This window comes from Streptomyces sp. NPDC001634 (assembly GCF_040298185.1).
GTDB lineage: Bacteria > Actinomycetota > Actinomycetes > Streptomycetales > Streptomycetaceae > Streptomyces.
Genome location: NZ_JBEOZU010000022.1, coordinates 26,166 through 42,484 on the forward strand (window position 1 = coordinate 26,166; position 16,319 = coordinate 42,484).

Below are 16,319 nucleotides of genomic sequence, written 5' to 3' on the forward strand. Positions count from 1 at the left end.
GGTGGCGCCATGCGAACTCTTCGTACGGTGGCCCTCGTAACGGCGCCGCCCCTGCTTCTGGCTGTGGCGGGCCTGGTCCATCCACGGCATCTGACCGCGTCGACGGCCGCTCACTGGGCGGGGCTGCACGTCGCCTTGTTGCCCGCCTTCCCTCTGCTGGCGCTCGGCCTGCTGGTGCCGCTGTGGGGCAGACCGGCGCGTGACCTCGACGGCGCACTCACTGTGCTGGTCTGGGCCGGGTGTGTCGGTTACGCGGCCTACTACTCAGGGCTGGACGCGGTGGCCGGTATCTCCGCCGGTACGGTGGCGGGCCACGGGGTGCATGGGGCGGTGGGGTGGCTGTTCTCGACCGGTGACGAGTTGGGCCGGGCAGGGGTGTACGCGCTGACGGTCGCCGCTCTCGCCGCCGGCGCGGTACTGCTGCGGCGCCACGGCGTCCGCGTGCTGCCCGGGGCCGTGGTGGTGCTCGGGGCATGCTGGTCGTTCCTCGACAGTCACATCTTCTGGCCCCGCGGCGTGTTCACCATGCTCGCGTTCGCCGTGGGCTTCGGTCTGCTGAGCGTGGCCGCGTCCCGGCGGTCCGGAAGGCTTACGAACCCCTGACGGATCCCCGCCCCGGCATCCACATACGCGCATCCAGGCATAGCGTCGAAGCATGTTGATCCTGGTCACCGGAGGTGCGGGCTTCATCGGCTCGCACATCGTCAGCGCTTTCACCGGCGCCGGGCACGAGGTACGCGTGCTCGACGCGCTCCTGCCCGCCGCCCACCACACGCCGCCGCCCGTCCCTGATGATGTCGACTGGCGCCACGCGGACGTCCGCGACAGGGGAGCGGTGCTGGACGCTCTGCGTGGCGTGGACGCCGTCTGTCATCAGGCGGCGATGGTCGGGCTCGGCAAGGACTTCGCGGACGCGCCCGACTACGTAGGCTGCAACGACCTGGGCACGGCCGTACTGCTGGCAGGCATGGCCGAGTCCCGGGTACGCCGACTCGTGCTGGCGAGTTCCATGGTCGTCTACGGCGAGGGCCGCTACGAGTGTGCACAGCACGGCGTCGTACGGCCGGGGCCGCGACGGATCGCCGCGCTGGACGCGGGGCGTTTCGAACCACCCTGCCCAGATTGTGGCGAGCCCCTGTCCGCCGGCCTGGTGGGGGAGGACGCGCCGACCGATCCGCGCAACGTCTACGCGGCCACCAAGCTCGCCCAGGAGCACCTGGCTGCGTCGTGGGCAAGGGCAACGGATGGGCGGGTGGCGGCGCTTCGCTACCACAACGTGTACGGACCCGGTATGCCGCGCGACACCCCGTACGCGGGAGTCGCCTCCCTGTTCCGGTCCGCGCTGGCGCGTGGCGAGACACCCCGTGTGTTCGAGGACGGCGGTCAGCGCCGGGACTTCGTGCACGTGCGGGATGTCGCGGGGGCCAACCTCGCGGCTTTGAGCGGGCTGTCCGGTCTGCCGGAGGGTGGCTTGCGGGCGTACAACGTCGGCAGCGGCGAGCCGCACACGGTGGGGGAGATGGCCGCCGCCCTGGCCGTGGCACACGGCGGGCGGGCACCGGTCGTCACCGGGGAGTACCGGCTCGGCGACGTCCGCCACATCACCGCCTCCTCGCGCAGGCTGCGCGACGAACTGGGCTGGAAACCGGAGGTGGGCTTCGCCGAGGGAATGGCGGAGTTCGCGGTGGCCCCGCTGCGGGCCGGCTGAGCCTTCCTGCCAATGTGGAAGGGCCGCCCCCGTGCTCTCACGGGGCGGCCCTTCCCCAAAGGGGTTCAGGCGGCTGACGGCAGGCGGACCTCGAAGCGGCAGCCGCCGGGCACGTTGTGGACGGCGGCCTGGCCGCGGTGGGCCTCGACGATGCCCCGGACGATGGCAAGACCCAAGCCCGCGCCGGCGGGCGGGGTGCGGGCGTCGGTGCCGCGCCAGCCGGTGTCGAAGACGCGGGGCAGGTCCTCGGGCGGGATGCCGCCGCAACTGTCGGTCACCGAGACGACGACGCTGTCGGCCTCCTGCCGGGCGGAGACCGCCACCGTTCCGTCGTTGGGCGTGCGGTGGATGGCGTTGACGAGGAGGTTGGCCAGGACGCGGGACATCTCGCGGCCGTCGACCTCGATCGGTACCGGCTCGACTCCGTCGCCGACGATCCGTACGCCGTGCTCCTTGGCGAGGGCGTCGGCGCCCGCGATCGCGTCGCCGACGAGATCGTAGACCGACATGCGGGCGGTGTTCAGGGCGAGCACGCCGGCCTGGATGCGGGAGAGCTCGAACAGATCGCTGACCATCTCGCTGAGCCGCCCGACCTCCGTGCGGATCCGGGCGTGGTAGACGCTGGGATCGTCCACCATGCCGTCCTCCAGCGCCTCGGTCATCGCCTGGAGCCCGGCGAGCGGGGTGCGCAGGTCGTGGGAGATCCAGGCGACCAGTTCCCGTCGGGACTCCTCCAGGGCGCGCTCACGCTCCCTGGATGCGGCCAGCTTCGCGCTGGTGGCGTCCAACTCGCGGACAAGTTGGGCCAGTTCGGCCGTGGGCGCGGTCCTGGGCGGGGTGAAGCGGCCCTCGTCACCGAGGGCGCGGGTGGCCTCGGCGAGGGCCTGGCTGCCCTTGACGACGCTGCGGCCGAGGACGAGCGCCACCGCGAGGGAGACGACCGCTGCGATGGAGCACACCATGGTGACGACCCACAGGTCGTGATCCGACAGCAGCATCGCCCACGACACGAGCATCGTCCCGGCGAGCATCGCGGCCACGGCAACGGCGGCGACCACGGTCAGTGACAGCGCGACCGAGCGTTTGCGCAGCAGCCTCAGGGCGGCCACACCGAGCAGTCCGGCGACGCCCGCGCCGATCGCCGCGTACAGGGCGATCAGGAAGGTGTCACGCAGCATGGTCCGCCCCGTTCGTCCCGGGTACGTCGAAGCGGTAGCCGACCCCCCACACGGTGCTGATCAGCCGGGGGCTGGCCGGGTCGTTCTCGATCTTCTCGCGCAGCCGCCGTACGTGGACGGTGACGGTGGACAGGTCACCGAAGTCCCAGCCCCACACGCGGCGCATCAGTTCCTCTCGGCTGATGGCCCGCCCGGGATTGCGCAGGAAGAACTCCAGCAGATCGAACTCCCTGATGGTCAGCGCCAGTTCATTCCCCTCGCGGGTGGCCCGGCGAGCTGTGGGGTCCAGAGCGAGAGGCCCGGACCGCAGTCCGCTCGCGGCCGGTGCGGCCGGTGCGCCCTGCGCGGCCATCAGCGCTCCCGCACGGCGCAGCACGGACTCCACCCGCAGGACCAGCTCCCTGGGGCTGAAGGGCTTGGTGACATAGTCGTCCGCTCCGACCTCCAGGCCGAGGATGCGGTCTTCCTCGTCGCCTCGCGCCGTCAGCATGATCACGGGCAGTGGTCCGGCTTCTCGGATGCGGCGGCAGACCTCCAGTCCGTCCATGCCGGGCAGCATGAGGTCCAGTACCACCAGGTCCGGCGGCTGAGCGGTGGCGCCGGCCACGGCGGACGGGCCGTCGGCGGCCACGTCGACGGCGAAGCCCGCCCGGGTCAGGTATCCGGAGACGACCTCGGAGACGGTCGGGTCGTCGTCCACGACGAGTACGCGTTTCACAGTGTCGAGTCTCGCACTGTCCCTCTGCTGTCAGCAGGAGCGGCAGCGGACGTCAGAGATCCGTAAGGAGTGCCGCCGACGTCAGAGATCCGTAAGGACACCAAGTCCGTTATGTCCTTTCTTCGTTCGTAGGGTGAGTGGGGTGATCGAGACTTCCCCCTCTTCTCCTCCCCAGGTCGACGTGGTGCTGCCCTGTCTGAACGAGGCCGAGGCCCTGCCCTGGGTGCTCGACCGGATCCCGTCCGGCTGGCGCGCCATCGTGGTCGACAACGGCTCCACCGACGGCTCGGCGGACATCGCCCGTGCACTCGGCGCCCACGTGGTGTCCGAGCCGGTGCGCGGGTTCGGCGCCGCCTGTCACGCGGGCCTGACCGCCGCCACGGCCGACGTCGTCTGCTTCTGCGACTGCGACGCCTCCCTCGACCCCACCCTGCTGCCGAGCATCGCCGCACCCGTCCTCAACGGCACCGCGGACCTCGTGCTGGGCCGACGGCGCCCCACCACCCCCAAGGCATGGCCTCCGCACGCCCGCCTGGCCAACCTCGAGCTGGCCCGGCTCATCCGCAGGCGCACCGGAGTGCGCCTGCACGACCTCGGCCCGATGCGCGCCGCCCGCCGCGAGGCCCTGCTCGCCCTGGACCTGACCGACCGGCGCTCGGGCTACCCGCTCCAGATGGTCGTGCGCGGCGCCGACGCCGGCTGGCGAGTGACGGAGATGGACGTGTCCTACCACCCGCGAACCGGCCGCTCCAAGGTCACCGGCACCTGGCGGGGCACCTGGCAGGCCGTGCGTGACATGCGCGCCGTGCTCGCCGAGGCGCCAGTCACCGCCACCGAGGTCGTCGGCGTCGGCGTGCAGGGAGGCGGACGATGAGCGCCCGAACCCCGGTGACCCTGCTGGTGATCGCCAAGGAACCCGTGCCCGGCCGGGTCAAGACCCGGCTCACCCCGCCCTACACACCGCAGGAGGCGGCCGCCCTCGCCGAGGCCGCCCTCGCCGACACCCTCCACACCGTGCTCAAGGCCCCCGCACGCCGCCGCGTCCTCGCCCTCGACGGCACACCCGGCGCCTGGCTGCCACCCGGCTACGACGTCGTAGCCCAGAGCTCCGGCGGCCTGGACGAGCGGATCGCCGCCGCCTTCGCGCACTGCGACGGACCGACACTCCTGGTCGGCATGGACACCCCCCACATGACCGCCGACATGATCGCCGACGTCGGCCGGGACGGCCACGACGCCTGGTTCGGTCCGGCCGCGGACGGCGGCTTCTGGGCGCTCGGCCTCGCCGATCCCGCCCGGGCCGGCGCCCTGGTCCGTGGGGTGCCGATGTCGACGGACCGGACGGGCGCGATCCAGCGCAATCGCCTGACCGAGGCAGGACTGGCCGTGGCCGACCTGCCGGTACTGCGCGATGTGGACACCGCTGCCGACGCCGTCGAGGTCGCCGCCCGCTGTGCACGGGGCTCCAGCTTCGCCGCCGTCCTCAACTCGCTGGCGGAGGTGGCCCGATGAGCGGGACTGCAGTCGGCACGGACACTGTCGTGGCCGAGTGGCCGGATGCGGTTGCGACCGAACTCCGGTCGAAGCCCGCGACGGCAGGCGCAGCCAGGAAACACCTGCCGAGGCCCGCCGACCACACCATGCCCGTGACACCGGGCGCCCCGTGGACCGACGATCCCTACGCCCACGCTCTGCGCACCGGACGCGGCCCGCTGTTCCTGCGCCGCCTGTCACACCCTGGTCGTCCCGACGGCTTTGGCGAGGAGCAAGCGCTGCCGCTGGACGTGGAGCGTTGGTGTGCACCTGCCGACGCGGCGGACACCACCGTGCTGCGCCGATGTACGGGCTCCGTCCTGGATGTGGGGTGCGGGCCGGGACGCCTGGTGGCCGCACTCGCCGCCCGTGGCGTACCGGCGTTGGGCGTGGACGTCAGCCGGGCCGCCGTGTCACGGACCCGGCGCAGTGGTGGTGCCGCCGTACAGCGGTCCGTCTTCGACCGCCTACCGGGCGAAGGCCGCTGGGGCACCGTGCTGCTGATGGACGGCAACATCGGCATCGACGGCGATCCCGTCGCCCTGCTGCGCCGCCTGCGCGAACTGGCCGCGCCCGGCGGGCTCCTGCTGGCCGAGGCCGCCCCGCAGGACGTGGACGAGCGCCTCACCGTCCGCGTCGAGGACGCCCACGGTCACCACGGCCAGCCCTTCTCCTGGGCCAGGCTGGGTACCACCGCGCTGCTGTACGCCGCACGCTCCGCCGGCTGGATCCAGACCGGCCGGTGGACGGCCGAGGGCCGCCCGTTCGTCGAACTGCGCCGCCCGCACGCGGAGCACCCCGACGCACAGGCCCGGATCACCGAGAGGCGCCCTCCCTCATGACCGACACCGCCTCGACGCGTTGGTCGGCTCCTCGGTCCGCCGAGCCGGTGCCCGACCACCCCGCCGTACCGGTGAGCCGCCGCGCCGGTCGTACGTTTACAGCGGTAACGGTGGTGCTGCTCGCCGCGCTCGCCACCGCAGTCGTCGCCACCACCCGGGCCGGCGACAACCAGAGCGACCCGGGCCGCCTGCTCGTCGGATACGCCATCGCCTGGACACTGTTCGCCGCCGGGGTCTGGGCCGTACGCAAGGCCCCCGCGCGCGCCGCGACGTTCCTCGTGCTCGCGGGCTCAGCCGCCGTCGCCCTGGCCGGCCTGGCGGCATCGCCCCGCACCAGCGACGACATGTACCGCTACGCCTGGGACGGGCGCGTGCAGGCTGCCGGTATCTCGCCCTATGCCTATCCGCCGGCCGCGCCCCAACTGGCCCATCTGCGGGACAACTGGCTGTTCCCCACCAGTGGATCCTGCGACGGCTGGGGACTGAGGCGCACCGACGGCGGAGTGTGTGTCCGCATCAACCGCCCGACCGTTCCGACGATCTACCCGCCCGTCGCCGAGGGCTGGTTCCTGGGCGTCCACGTCCTTTCGCCACCGGGCAGTCGTCACAAGCCGATTCAAGTGGGCGGCGCGGTGCTGGCGTTCGGCACCACCGCGGCCCTGCTCGTCGTCCTGCGTCGACGAGGGGACCCGCAACGCGCCGCGGGCCGGGCCGCGTTGTGGGGCTGGTGCCCGGCCGTCCCCTTCGAGGCCGTCAACAACGCGCACATCGACACCCTCGGTGTCCTGCTCACCGTGCTGGCTCTCGGCACCGCCACCGCGGGGGCGCGCCGCGGTGCCCTGCTCGGCGCGGCCATCGCGGTCAAGCTGCTGCCCGCGCTGGCCCTGCCCGGCGCCCTGTCCGGGCAGCGCGGCGCGAGACGCATCGGGACGGTGACGGCGGCTGCCGTTGCCGTGGTCGCGCTCGCCTACCTGCCCTACGTCATGGCCTCCGGCACCGGAGTCCTCGGCTATCTCCCCGGCTACCTGAACGAAGAAGGATACGAACCTGGCGATGTCCGCCGTTTTGCCTTGCTGCGGCTGTTCCTGCCGGACTCAGCCGCCGAAATCGTGGCCATCGTCCTGCTCGCGCTGACGGCCCTGTTCGTGTGGTGGCGCGGCGACCCGGCACGCCCCTGGCGCGGTGCCCTCCTGCTGACCGGCATGACTCTGCTGCTGTTCTCGCCCAACTACCCCTGGTACTCCCTCCTCGTCGTAGCCCTCGTAGCCCTGGACGGCCGCTGGGAGTGGCTGGCCATCACGCTCGCCGGCACGGTCCTGTACCTTGCCGGGCAACTGTTGCACGGGTTCCCCTTGCAGGCCTGGGCCTACGGCGCCGCCGCCGTCACAGTGGCACTGGGCGCCTGCCTGAGAGGTGTGAGGGCAAGACGTGCGGGCGATCTACGTGACGAACTCGTTCTCATACGGCCGTAGTCGATGCCCCAGACCCGAACGGGTCTCCCCAACTAAGGCATCGAGCCTGGAGGCGCGGTGTTGCGGGTGCCGTTGGGCAGCACGAACCGGTGATGGTTGACGATCAGCTTCTCCGGGGTCGGAGCCCCGTGGTAGACGGCGCCGTACTCGCCGTTGCCGGTCAGGAAGCCGTCGGTCCAGGCGGAGGTGGTGGCGTTGTCCCGGATGCCCCGGTCGGGGAGCGTGACCTGGGGTGGGACGGCTGCGGCGGCCCGCGGGGCGAACACGAGACCGGGCAGTGCCGCGGCGCCGGCGGCCAGGGCGGCGGCGGTGAGGAAGCGTCTGCGGCCGAGAGGTGCGCTCGGGAGGTTCGCGATGCACTCCGGTGAATGCGGGTGGATAGCGGTTCGGCGGGGCTGTGGGCGGCAACCAGGGCGCTCACCTGGTCGCGCAGCAACCGGCAGGTGCCCGTAGGGGAGGTGGCGGGGCTCTTCGTCTGCGGCTGTTGTGGCGCAGGGCGGCCAGGGGGCAACCGGCGTACCGGCCGCCCCTGGCCGACCAGCCCTCACAGGGCGACTATCTGCCAGTCCTGGTTGGTCCCGCCGGTGGACGGCCACTGGATGATCGTGGCGCCGTCCGCGGTGGAGGCGTCCTTGACGTCCGCGCACCAGCCATTGCGGACGTTGACGAGCCGGTAGTAGCCGCTGGTCGTCGAGGGAACCAGCTTCCACCACCGGTTGTCGCTGCTGGTGTCGGTCCACTGATCCAGGGCCGCGCCCTGGGCGGAACTGCCCGGGCTGTCCAGGACTTTCCCACTCTTGACGTTGACCAGCCGGTAGGAGCCGTCGGGCTCTGGTCGCCATGGCCGCGGCCGGTGTGTTGTCGGGCGGGGCCGTCTCCGCCGCGGCGGCCTCGCCCCAGCCGGTCCCTGCCACATGGGCGGACGGCGGCAACCGCCAGACCGCTGCGAACAAGGCCATGGTGGTCCACTTCTACGACCAGCTGTTCAACCACGGCAACCTCGCCGTCATCGACAGATACGTCCGACCCGACTACATCCAGCACAACCCCAACTCTCCCGACGGCCTCGATGCGCTGTGTCACTTCGTGACCGGCCTGCGGGCCGCCCACCCGGACCTGCACGTCACCATCGAGCGGGCCATCGCCGACGGCAACCTGGTCATGCTGCACTCCAACTCCGTGACGGATCCCGGCACCAAGGGTCAGGCGATCGTCGACATCTTCCGGATCCAGGACGGCAAGATCGCCGAACACTGGGACGTGATCGAGCAGGTCCCGGACACCACCGCCAGCGGCAACGACATGCTCTCCACGCTGAGCACCCCGCGCCTGCGGTGGCCGGACCCGCGCGTGTCCACCTCCGCGAGCAAGCGGGTCGCGTCAGCCCTGTTCCACGAGGTGACCGCCGGCCGGGACGTCACCGCCTTCGACCGGTACGCCTCCGACCCGTACTACCAGCACAACCCGCAGTCGCCCAACGGCATCGCGGCCGCCAAGGCGTTCTTCGCGTCGACCTTCGCCGCGAACCCGGGCTTCAGCGTCAGCGTCAAGCGGGTCATCGCCGAAGGCGACTACGTCGCCTTCCACTCCCACTACAAGTTCGCCGCCGACGACCCCGGCTTCGCCATTCTCGACCTGTACCGGGTACGCGACGGCAAGGTCGTCGAGCACTGGGACGTCATCCAGCCGGTCCCGGAGAAGTCGGCCAACGACAACACCATGTTCTGACCCTGGACCGTGTGCGGCGGGCCGGAATCGGCCTGCCGCACACGCTGCCACGCCCGACGAAACACGAGAGAGGGACGACATGAGAGAACCACTGAGCTACGACCTCGCCCACCGTGCCGCCGAAGCCGTTCTGGAGGCCGCGCGTGCCGACGGCATACGGGCGTGCGTCACCGTGGTCAACAGCAGCGGTGTGGTCAAGGTGCTGCTCCAGGACGACGGCGCCGGACCGATGGGCGTCGAGACGTCGCGCCGCAAGGCCTACACGGCGGCACTGATGCACATGCCGACCGCCAAGTTCGCAGAGTTCGCCAAGGACCCCCACCTCATCGACAGCCAGCTGCTGGCCATCCCCGGCGGACATCCGATCGTCATGGACGACGGCGAGGTCATCGGCGGCATCGGGGTGGGCGGCGCGGACGGAGCCACCGACGACCGCCTCGCGGCGCAGGCGCTGAAGAGCATCGCGGCGCTACTGGTGTGAGCGCGACGAACAAGCAGATCGCAGGGGACAACCGCAGAAGGAGCCGACAGTGATCGACGACGCCTTCGTGGTCGAAGTTGTGGCGCACGACCACGACTTCCTGGCCGAGAACTGCGTCGACCAGGAGTAGCTGCTGGGGCGCATGGTCGGCGGGCGGATCACCGGCCGTGACATGGGTGATCCGGGGGCGCGCTTCCCGGTGTACGAGCGCGCTCTGGAGCGCGGGGGCATGAAGCCCTCGATAGATCGCCGCTCACGTCGCATCGTTTACGCGCGAGAGGTACTCGTCGAAGAGATCCGCTTTGTAGAGGATCGCGCCGTACTTGACGGGGATCCGGTACCCGTCTATTTCGGCGGTGGGCGTGCCCGGCCCGGCATGCCCGTTGTAATGCCCAGCGGCGGCGAACACCTTCTCGGAGGAATCCACGAAGTCCCGGTACTTCATGGACTTCACCGCGGTGTCGAAGGACGGGCTCCGGAGCCCCTTCACCTTGCTCGCCAGCTGCAGCAGGCGCGCGTCGGTGAAACCGTCCTCCTCCTCGGAAGGCTGGTTCTGGTAGAGGACGGCGTGGTACTCGGCGAACTTCCCCTCCTCCAGCGCTGCTCGCAGCGCGTTGACCGCCTTCTTCGACCCGTTTCCTCCCAGCCGTCCGTCCAGGAACGACGCCATCGTGTACTCGACTTTCACCTTGCGCCGCAGGGTCCACTTGGTCAGGACCGGGCCGCCGCCCGAGGTCTCGAACTGCTGGCAGTACGGGCAGCGCGGGTCTTCGTAGAGATGCACGGTCATCCGCGCCTGGGGGTCGCCCACCAAGATGCTCGTGCCGTCCGGTTCCACCTGCTCGGGCACGCCAGCCAACCTGGTGTAGGCGGCCTTGTCCGGGGTTTGTTGCCCGCCGCGGTCCGCCGCGACCGGGTGCCGAGCCCCGCAACTCGCCACGGCCGCACCGAGCATCCCTGTCAGCACGGCTGCCGTCAGCCGTCTCCCCACACGCTTCACCCGCATCATGCCCCCCTGTGTCCTGGAACGGGAGAGTAGGGCATCAACGGCAGGACCGCGGCGGCGGGTTCTTCCGTCCTGCTCAGCTGCTGCCATCGGTTCCCCGCGTGTTCCGGGTGGGGAACCGTTCGCCGTCCGGGCCGCCGTAAGGTCGGCCGCCGGCGTCGTCATGACATGACGGCGGGCTGGACTTCCGCCCGCGTACAAGGACCGGTGAGTCAGCAATGCGAGGCCGAGGCATTCATCACGAGGTAGCCGTCGGCGGGGAGTGGCCGAATCTGACCGGCGTGCTCGAAGGCGACAGTGCACGGCCCCGCAGCGGCCCGGCACCAGACTGACCTATGGCCTCAACTGCACGCGCCTCAGAACCGGGCTGACCCCGGACCTCGGCCGGGCCGCCCAGGCACTTCATGCGGCGATACGGGCCGTCCGCGCCGGACGGCTCACGAGGCTGCACGACCGCAGCCCGATAATTTGGCAGCGGAGGTCAGGTGCCGACCGCTTGCCCTGTCATCACTGCAGGTCAGCGCGCAGACGGCACCCAGTTCGAGCTGGTGATGGACAGGATCCGCGTTCCACGGCTGGGACCAGGACGACCCCCTCGTATCCCGGACAGCGTCAGCGCCGACCGCGCGTACAGCAACTGAATCATCCGCGCCTATGTGCGGCGGCGCGACGTCCCTCATGCCATTCCGGAGTCGAGCGACAGCAAGCTCGCCCGTCTGCGCAGAGGATCCCGCGGCGGGCGGCCTCCCGGTTTCGACTCCGCGCGATACAAGGCACGTAGCACAGTGGAACGCACGATCAACACGCTGAAGCAGTACAGAGCCGTTGCGACCAGATACGACAAGCGCGGATAGGTATACCTCGGCGCTGTCACCGTGGCAGCACTCCTCACTTGGCTCCGCTCATGATCAGGCGGACTGGACCGTGAGCGCGGCGAGTTCTCCCAGGACTCGGGCCGCCGGTGCCGGGTCGGTCAGCCACTTCAGGTGGCTGCCTTCGAGGGTGCGGACGTCGTACGGGTTGTCCGGCGTCAGTGCATTGCCCTCTCGGATCAGCCGGTCCTGCAGGGCGAGCGGCAAACTCATGTCGTCGGCCAGACGCACGAAGGTCCTCGGGATACGGCCCCAGGTCACAGCCTGCGCCCGGTCGGCGGAGGTACCGACGTCCAGGTTTTCGTCGGGCTGGAAGGTGTTCAGGAAGGTCAGGAACTCCTCCTCGGTGCCGTCGGCGAGGAAGGCCGCCTTGAGCGCCGTGAGGGCGTCCGGATCCGAGGTGCGGAAGTTGACGCGCAGCAGGCCGAGTTCGGCCGGGTTCCCGGCCATCGCCAGACCCAGCGAAGCGGCGTCGACAGTGGCCATCTCCGGCTCGGCGTAGTAGTCGTTGACGTCCAGATCGACCGGGCACCAGGCCGCAACATAGACGATGCGGTCGATCAGGTCCGGCCGAGCATTGGCCGCAGCGGTGGCCGTGATACCGCCACGACTGTGCGAGACGAGAATCACCGGCCCGTTCTCCTTGGCCCGCTCCAGGATCCCGATCAGGTGTGCGGCGTTATCGGCGAGCGTGACACCCTTGATCGAGCCCTGCGCGGTGGCGAGACCTTCGAGATCCTGCGGCGCCTGATACGCACGCACGTAAGTCGCCCCGAAACCGTGGCCGGGCAGGTCGACAGCGACCGAACGGTGCCCGAGAAGGCCGAGTTCGGCTTGGAGAGGCGCGAAGGAAAAGGAGTTCGCGAAGGCTCCATGAACCAGTACGAACGTCGGCTGCATCTGTCTCCTCACTCTCTGGCCTCCTGCATCTGCGACGCGCGCGCCGAGGAACAGGCCGTTGTCCTGCACCGCTTGCCGCTGAGATATCTGTGAGCGGCAGGCGCCACCTGGCCGAAGGCGGGGTTTCGATCGAGACGAACAGGACCGGTCGCCCGATCCGCGCTTGAGACGGTACGCAGCCAAAGATCATCGGTGCAACAGGTACGAGTCCTTCCGTTTCTGTCCTTAGTCCCGTCCGTGGACTCACCAACGGGCATTCCTGCCACCGCTCATGCGGTGAGGACCACCCCCTCACGACTTGATGTCCCACCGGTGGGCTGCGCCGCCAGCGATGCTTGTGCGGCCGGTGAGCCGTGGGCCGATGACCCAGTTCCTGAGGGCGGCCATGGCTCGGGGGATCCGGTTCACCCCCTGCGACCGCACGACACGGCAGCGGCCAGCAGGGGCCGTCCTCCCGACAACCTGCGGATCCCTACTGGGAGATGAGCAAGAGAGTCCCCCCTGTTATGGTGCGCCTGTGTCATCGATCAAGAAGTTCCAAGTCACCTTCGACTGCGCAGAACCTGAGCGCGTCGCTCGCTTTTGGTGCGAGGTGTTGGGGTACGTCGTACCGCCGCCACCCGAGGGGTTTGCTACGTGGGACGAATTCGATCGCTCGCTGCCGCCTGAGCGGCAGGGTTCAGCGTTCGCCTGCGGTGATCCCTCAGGCGTGGGCCCGCGGCTGTACTTCCAGCGCGTTCCCGAAGGCAAGGTGGTCAAGAATCGGGTGCATCTTTGCGTGCGGGTCGGCACCGGGCTCGTGGGTGAAGAGCGCCTCGCCACGCTCGAGGCCGAGTGCGCACGGCTGGTCGCGCTCGGCGCGGTACGCGTGCGACTGCTGCCTGCCGATGACGACAATGAGTCGTGCATCGTGATGCGGGACATCGAGGGCAACGAGTTCTGTCTCGACTGAGCATCCTAATCGGCGATGCCGAGCATCGCGGTGTGAATGCCGTCGCCCGTCAGACGGCAGTCGCGAAGGATCTTCCAGGTCTCATCCGCGCGAAGACGCGCTCCACGCGGGCCCGGACCTTGCGGTGGGAGGTGATGTGCTCCTCCTTCCAAGCAGGCAGTTGGGTCCCACGCCTTGCAGTCGTTGCGGTTGCCGGTGACCAGCCGGCCGACGGCGACGACGAGTCGGGTGTCGGACCGGGTCCGCACCCTTAGGTGGGTGGGGGCGTGTGTCCGGCTGCGGATTCGGTTGCCAACGGTGTGCTGAGGGCCGTTGTCTGTGGCGTCGCGGCCGGTTTGGGTGTGCGGTGGTGTCGTTGCCTGTAGATGGCGGATACGGGCCCCGATGGGGCCGTCGCGACCGATTGCCGGCGACCGGGGAGGCGCCGTCGGTCATGGGCGGTCACAGAGGTCGACTTGAGGCCCCTCAAAGTGGCTCCTGGTCATGGTCGGTTGCTGTACCTCGGCGCCGTTGCCCGCGAGAAGTCCCGCGCTGTGAAGCTGATCGATTTCTGCGACCAAGTTTCCCTGGACCACATCCTTCTCCTTCGCGGACGCTTCGATTACCGCAGGGGCGAGCGTGAGTTGGAGCTGCCGGACTCGATCGGCCCGCCGTCACCGCCCCACAGCAGTTCGGGGCATCGGGTCCGGTTCTCGGCACCGCCTGTCGGCCGGTGGTCACGGCAGGGCGAGGACGTCGTCGATCGCGGACCGGATCTCCTCGTCCTGCAGGAACGCCCGGTAGTCCCGGTACGTCGACAGCCGCCGGTCGGATCCCCGTACCGTACACAGGGCTGCACGCGCTGCCGGAGAGACCGTGCCGATCCGGGCGAGGGCCCTCAGCGCGTCGAGGAAGTAGCCGTAGGAGTCACCGCCATCAGCGATAGGAAGGAGGAATTCCTCCAGGACGGACACGCTCGGCTCCGGCTCGCCCGTGATCGACCACAGCGTGACCGCCGCCCGCAGCCGAAGCCAGATGCCACCGTGCTCCATGACATGCCGTACCCGGTCGGCGTAAGGCGCGGCCGCCGGGCCGAAATCGCCAAGGAGGCCGACGGGACCGTAAAAGGGTTCCTCCTCGGCCAGCACCGCCTCGCCGATAAGCCGCAGCGCCGCGTCACGGTCGCCGCCGAGGCGCCAGGCGGCCCACGCCACCTTGCGATGGTTGCCGGGGAAGTCGAGGACCGTGCACCTGCGTACAGCGGCCTCGGCGGACGCCGCGGCCGGCCCCATCGCCACCAGTGCATCGACGGCGGCCAGTGAGTACCGGGTGTCGTTCAGCAGGGCTGCCACCTCCGGCAGTGCGGGCGCCGCGGCCCGTCCCCACGCTGTGAGGACTTCGAGGAAGCAGCAGGTCAGCGGGCCGCCCGCGCCGTCGTCACAAAGCAGTTTCCGCACCGAGGGCAGCAGGGCCTCCGCCTGCGCCCGCAGCGGGGTCAGCACGTCCTCGACCTCCGGAAGGCGCGGGTCGCCCAAGACGTACCCACGGGAGTACTGGCCCCGGTACGGCTCGTACAGCCGCTCGACCAGCCCCGGCAAGGCGCGCGGGTCGCCGATGCGGGTCAGCGCCCAGCGGGCGTGGTCGCCGACGGTGCCCTCAAGGAACTCCGCCTCGCCCGGGTCGTCCAGGAGCGCGGCCAACCCATCGGCGTAGGGAGCCGCACGCGAGCCCAGGACTGCGAGCAGGTGGACCGCCCGGTACCGTACGCCGTCGTCCGGGTGAGCGAGCAGGGCGCCCGCGAGTGGCAGCAGCGCGGGTGCCGCGGACGGCCGCACCACCAGCAGCCGCCACGCCTCGTCCAGTGCGGCCCGGCACAGCAGAATGTCCCCCATCCGGCGCGCCGCACCGATGAGCCGGACGACGAAGGAGAGCGCCGTGGCCGGCGCACCCTCGAACAGGTGAGCCGTCCAGGAGACCACATCCTCACGGGTGAAGGCCCCGTCGACGTCCGGCACGTACCAGATTGCCTCGAACAGCGGACGTACGGACGGGTCGGACAGGACGTTCACCAGCAGGTCCAGCTCACGGACCGGCGCCTGGGGATCGAACGCAGCCCAGGCGTGCACGGCCGCGACCCGCATGACGGGAGCGTCGGTCCGCAGCACCTCGGTCACCACTGCTCGCACCCGGTCCACCGGCCCGGCGTCGGCGGAGCCTGCTGCGGCGGTTCCCAACGCGAGCAACACGGGCAGTCGCACAGTCGGTTCCGTCTCGGCATGCCACCGCTCAAGCAGCGCGCCGACTCCCTCCGCAAGGGGCAGAGCTTCCCTGCGCACCTCGGGCCGGGCGTCCGCAAGCAGCGCCTGGATACGAGGGCGCTGCCGCCGCCAGGCCTCGTGCCACCCGGGGTCCACCAGGCCCGGTTCGGCTTCGGCCGCCACCTTGGACAGGCTAGCCAGCAGTTCGACAAGCGTGGTCCGGGCGCCCATGCCCGGATCGTCGGCGAGGGTGACGACGAATGGCAGCGCGGCGGTCGCGACGGAGGCCACGCGTCCGGTGCCCGGCGCGAAACAGTCGAACAGGGGACAGCAGTCTTCCTCGGTCGCTGCCCCGCCCTTGAGCGCCAGGCGCCGCAAGGCGTGCCGCATCTCCTTGGCCGGGTGGTGCTCGAGTGCTGACTCCAGCCGATCCCACGGCACATCGTCCAGCGCCTCGAGCGCCGTGTCTGCCACTCATCCCCCCGTGGTCTCGGTGAAGCGGCTCCCCGACGGACATCCTGCCATCGAAGATCGGCCTCTGGCCTCGGCAGGATTACTGACCTGGGTTCCTGGTCGGCGCGGCTCGGTGTGTTCGAGGCATGAGAGAACGCTACGGATCCGGTCGGTGCGTCTTTCGGTGGAAGGCGCGGGGGTCGAGAAGTCGGCAGCGCCTTCGGTGGCGTTCGCCGGCC

17 protein-coding genes and 1 pseudogene are annotated in these 16,319 nt (G+C 70.4%); 10 read left to right on the plus strand and 8 right to left on the minus strand.

Going from position 1 to position 16,319, the window contains the following annotated elements:
* Positions 1-9 precede the first annotated feature (9 nt).
* Positions 10-603: a hypothetical protein gene (locus ABT186_RS16770; RefSeq protein ID WP_351235806.1), complete on the plus strand. Its 594-nt coding sequence runs from the start codon at positions 10-12 to the stop codon at positions 601-603.
* A gap of 52 nt (positions 604-655) precedes the next feature.
* Positions 656-1,708, plus strand: a complete 1,053-nt coding sequence (locus ABT186_RS16775; RefSeq protein WP_351235808.1) for an NAD-dependent epimerase/dehydratase family protein — start codon at positions 656-658, stop codon at positions 1,706-1,708.
* 65 nt (positions 1,709-1,773) lie between these two features.
* On the opposite strand, the gene ABT186_RS16780 is transcribed toward ABT186_RS16775, so the two are convergent.
* Both ABT186_RS16780 and ABT186_RS16785 read right to left on the minus strand, forming a co-directional pair.
* Complete coding sequence (locus ABT186_RS16780) at positions 1,774-2,886, minus strand: sensor histidine kinase (RefSeq protein WP_351235810.1); 1,113 nt, start codon at positions 2,884-2,886, stop codon at positions 1,774-1,776.
* Complete coding sequence (locus ABT186_RS16785) at positions 2,876-3,604, minus strand: response regulator transcription factor (protein ID WP_351235812.1); 729 nt, start codon at positions 3,602-3,604, stop codon at positions 2,876-2,878. The genes ABT186_RS16780 and ABT186_RS16785 overlap by 11 nt, the downstream gene beginning before the upstream one ends.
* A 142-nt stretch (positions 3,605-3,746) precedes the next feature.
* On the opposite strand from ABT186_RS16785, the gene ABT186_RS16790 reads away from it, so the two are divergent.
* From ABT186_RS16790 to ABT186_RS16805, 4 genes are read left to right on the plus strand one after another with little or no spacing between them, the layout of a single operon-like run.
* Positions 3,747-4,478, plus strand: coding sequence for a glycosyltransferase family 2 protein (locus ABT186_RS16790; protein ID WP_351925573.1), 732 nt, complete (start codon positions 3,747-3,749; stop codon positions 4,476-4,478).
* Entirely contained in the window at positions 4,475-5,116 is a 642-nt protein-coding gene (locus ABT186_RS16795) for a TIGR04282 family arsenosugar biosynthesis glycosyltransferase (RefSeq protein ID WP_351235816.1), read from the plus strand. Before ABT186_RS16790 ends, ABT186_RS16795 begins: the two co-directional genes overlap by 4 nt.
* Positions 5,113-5,979 carry a class I SAM-dependent methyltransferase gene (locus tag ABT186_RS16800; RefSeq protein WP_351925575.1) on the plus strand — a complete coding sequence of 289 codons (867 nt, stop codon included), beginning with the start codon at positions 5,113-5,115 and terminating at the stop codon, positions 5,977-5,979. Before ABT186_RS16795 ends, ABT186_RS16800 begins: the two co-directional genes overlap by 4 nt.
* Positions 5,976-7,451: a glycosyltransferase family 87 protein gene (locus ABT186_RS16805; RefSeq protein WP_351925577.1), complete on the plus strand. Its 1,476-nt coding sequence runs from the start codon at positions 5,976-5,978 to the stop codon at positions 7,449-7,451. Before ABT186_RS16800 ends, ABT186_RS16805 begins: the two co-directional genes overlap by 4 nt.
* A 32-nt stretch (positions 7,452-7,483) precedes the next feature.
* Here ABT186_RS16805 and ABT186_RS16810 read toward each other — a convergent pair whose 3' ends face one another.
* Both ABT186_RS16810 and ABT186_RS16815 read right to left on the minus strand, forming a co-directional pair.
* A complete protein-coding gene (locus ABT186_RS16810; protein WP_351235822.1) occupies positions 7,484-7,717 on the minus strand; it encodes a glycoside hydrolase family 95 protein in 234 nt (77 codons plus the stop codon).
* A gap of 278 nt (positions 7,718-7,995) precedes the next feature.
* Positions 7,996-8,367, minus strand: a complete 372-nt coding sequence (locus ABT186_RS16815) for an RICIN domain-containing protein (RefSeq protein WP_351925579.1) — start codon at positions 8,365-8,367, stop codon at positions 7,996-7,998.
* Between the two features lie 41 nt (positions 8,368-8,408).
* On the opposite strand from ABT186_RS16815, the gene ABT186_RS16820 reads away from it, so the two are divergent.
* Positions 8,409-9,179: a nuclear transport factor 2 family protein gene (locus tag ABT186_RS16820; protein WP_351925581.1), complete on the plus strand. Its 771-nt coding sequence runs from the start codon at positions 8,409-8,411 to the stop codon at positions 9,177-9,179.
* 79 nt (positions 9,180-9,258) lie between these two features.
* A complete protein-coding gene (locus tag ABT186_RS16825; protein WP_351925583.1) occupies positions 9,259-9,660 on the plus strand; it encodes a GlcG/HbpS family heme-binding protein in 402 nt (133 codons plus the stop codon).
* Between the two features lie 253 nt (positions 9,661-9,913).
* Here the strand turns inward: ABT186_RS16825 and ABT186_RS16830 are convergent, their stop codons facing one another.
* Complete coding sequence (locus tag ABT186_RS16830; RefSeq protein ID WP_351230457.1) at positions 9,914-10,669, minus strand: DsbA family protein; 756 nt, start codon at positions 10,667-10,669, stop codon at positions 9,914-9,916.
* 905 nt (positions 10,670-11,574) lie between these two features.
* Positions 11,575-12,420: an alpha/beta hydrolase gene (locus ABT186_RS16835; protein ID WP_351925624.1), complete on the minus strand. Its 846-nt coding sequence runs from the start codon at positions 12,418-12,420 to the stop codon at positions 11,575-11,577.
* Here ABT186_RS16835 and ABT186_RS16840 point away from each other — a divergent pair.
* A complete protein-coding gene (locus tag ABT186_RS16840; protein ID WP_351925636.1) occupies positions 12,319-12,531 on the plus strand; it encodes a hypothetical protein in 213 nt (70 codons plus the stop codon). The two genes, ABT186_RS16835 and ABT186_RS16840, sit on opposite strands and share 102 nt — an antisense overlap.
* A gap of 424 nt (positions 12,532-12,955) precedes the next feature.
* Positions 12,956-13,390, plus strand: coding sequence for a VOC family protein (locus ABT186_RS16845; protein ID WP_351230461.1), 435 nt, complete (start codon positions 12,956-12,958; stop codon positions 13,388-13,390).
* A 5-nt stretch (positions 13,391-13,395) separates the two neighbouring features.
* Here the strand turns inward: ABT186_RS16845 and ABT186_RS16850 are convergent.
* Positions 13,396-13,692: pseudogene (locus ABT186_RS16850) on the minus strand (IS5/IS1182 family transposase); the annotation flags it as partial.
* A gap of 414 nt (positions 13,693-14,106) precedes the next feature.
* Positions 14,107-16,101: a hypothetical protein gene (locus ABT186_RS16855; protein ID WP_351925585.1), complete on the minus strand. Its 1,995-nt coding sequence runs from the start codon at positions 16,099-16,101 to the stop codon at positions 14,107-14,109.
* Positions 16,102-16,319 lie beyond the last annotated feature (218 nt).

Coding starts and splice junctions, on each gene's coding strand:
- ABT186_RS16770 (WP_351235806.1), top strand. CDS start 10: ATGCGAACTCTTCGTACGGTGGCCCTCGTAACGGCGCCGCCCCTGCTT.
- ABT186_RS16775 (WP_351235808.1), top strand. CDS start 656: ATGTTGATCCTGGTCACCGGAGGTGCGGGCTTCATCGGCTCGCACATC.
- ABT186_RS16780 (WP_351235810.1), bottom strand. CDS start 2,886: ATGCTGCGTGACACCTTCCTGATCGCCCTGTACGCGGCGATCGGCGCG.
- ABT186_RS16795 (WP_351235816.1), top strand. CDS start 4,475: ATGAGCGCCCGAACCCCGGTGACCCTGCTGGTGATCGCCAAGGAACCC.
- ABT186_RS16800 (WP_351925575.1), top strand. CDS start 5,113: ATGAGCGGGACTGCAGTCGGCACGGACACTGTCGTGGCCGAGTGGCCG.
- ABT186_RS16805 (WP_351925577.1), top strand. CDS start 5,976: ATGACCGACACCGCCTCGACGCGTTGGTCGGCTCCTCGGTCCGCCGAG.
- ABT186_RS16815 (WP_351925579.1), bottom strand. CDS start 8,367: ATGTGGCAGGGACCGGCTGGGGCGAGGCCGCCGCGGCGGAGACGGCCC.
- ABT186_RS16820 (WP_351925581.1), top strand. CDS start 8,409: ATGGTGGTCCACTTCTACGACCAGCTGTTCAACCACGGCAACCTCGCC.
- ABT186_RS16825 (WP_351925583.1), top strand. CDS start 9,259: ATGAGAGAACCACTGAGCTACGACCTCGCCCACCGTGCCGCCGAAGCC.
- ABT186_RS16830 (WP_351230457.1), bottom strand. CDS start 10,669: ATGATGCGGGTGAAGCGTGTGGGGAGACGGCTGACGGCAGCCGTGCTG.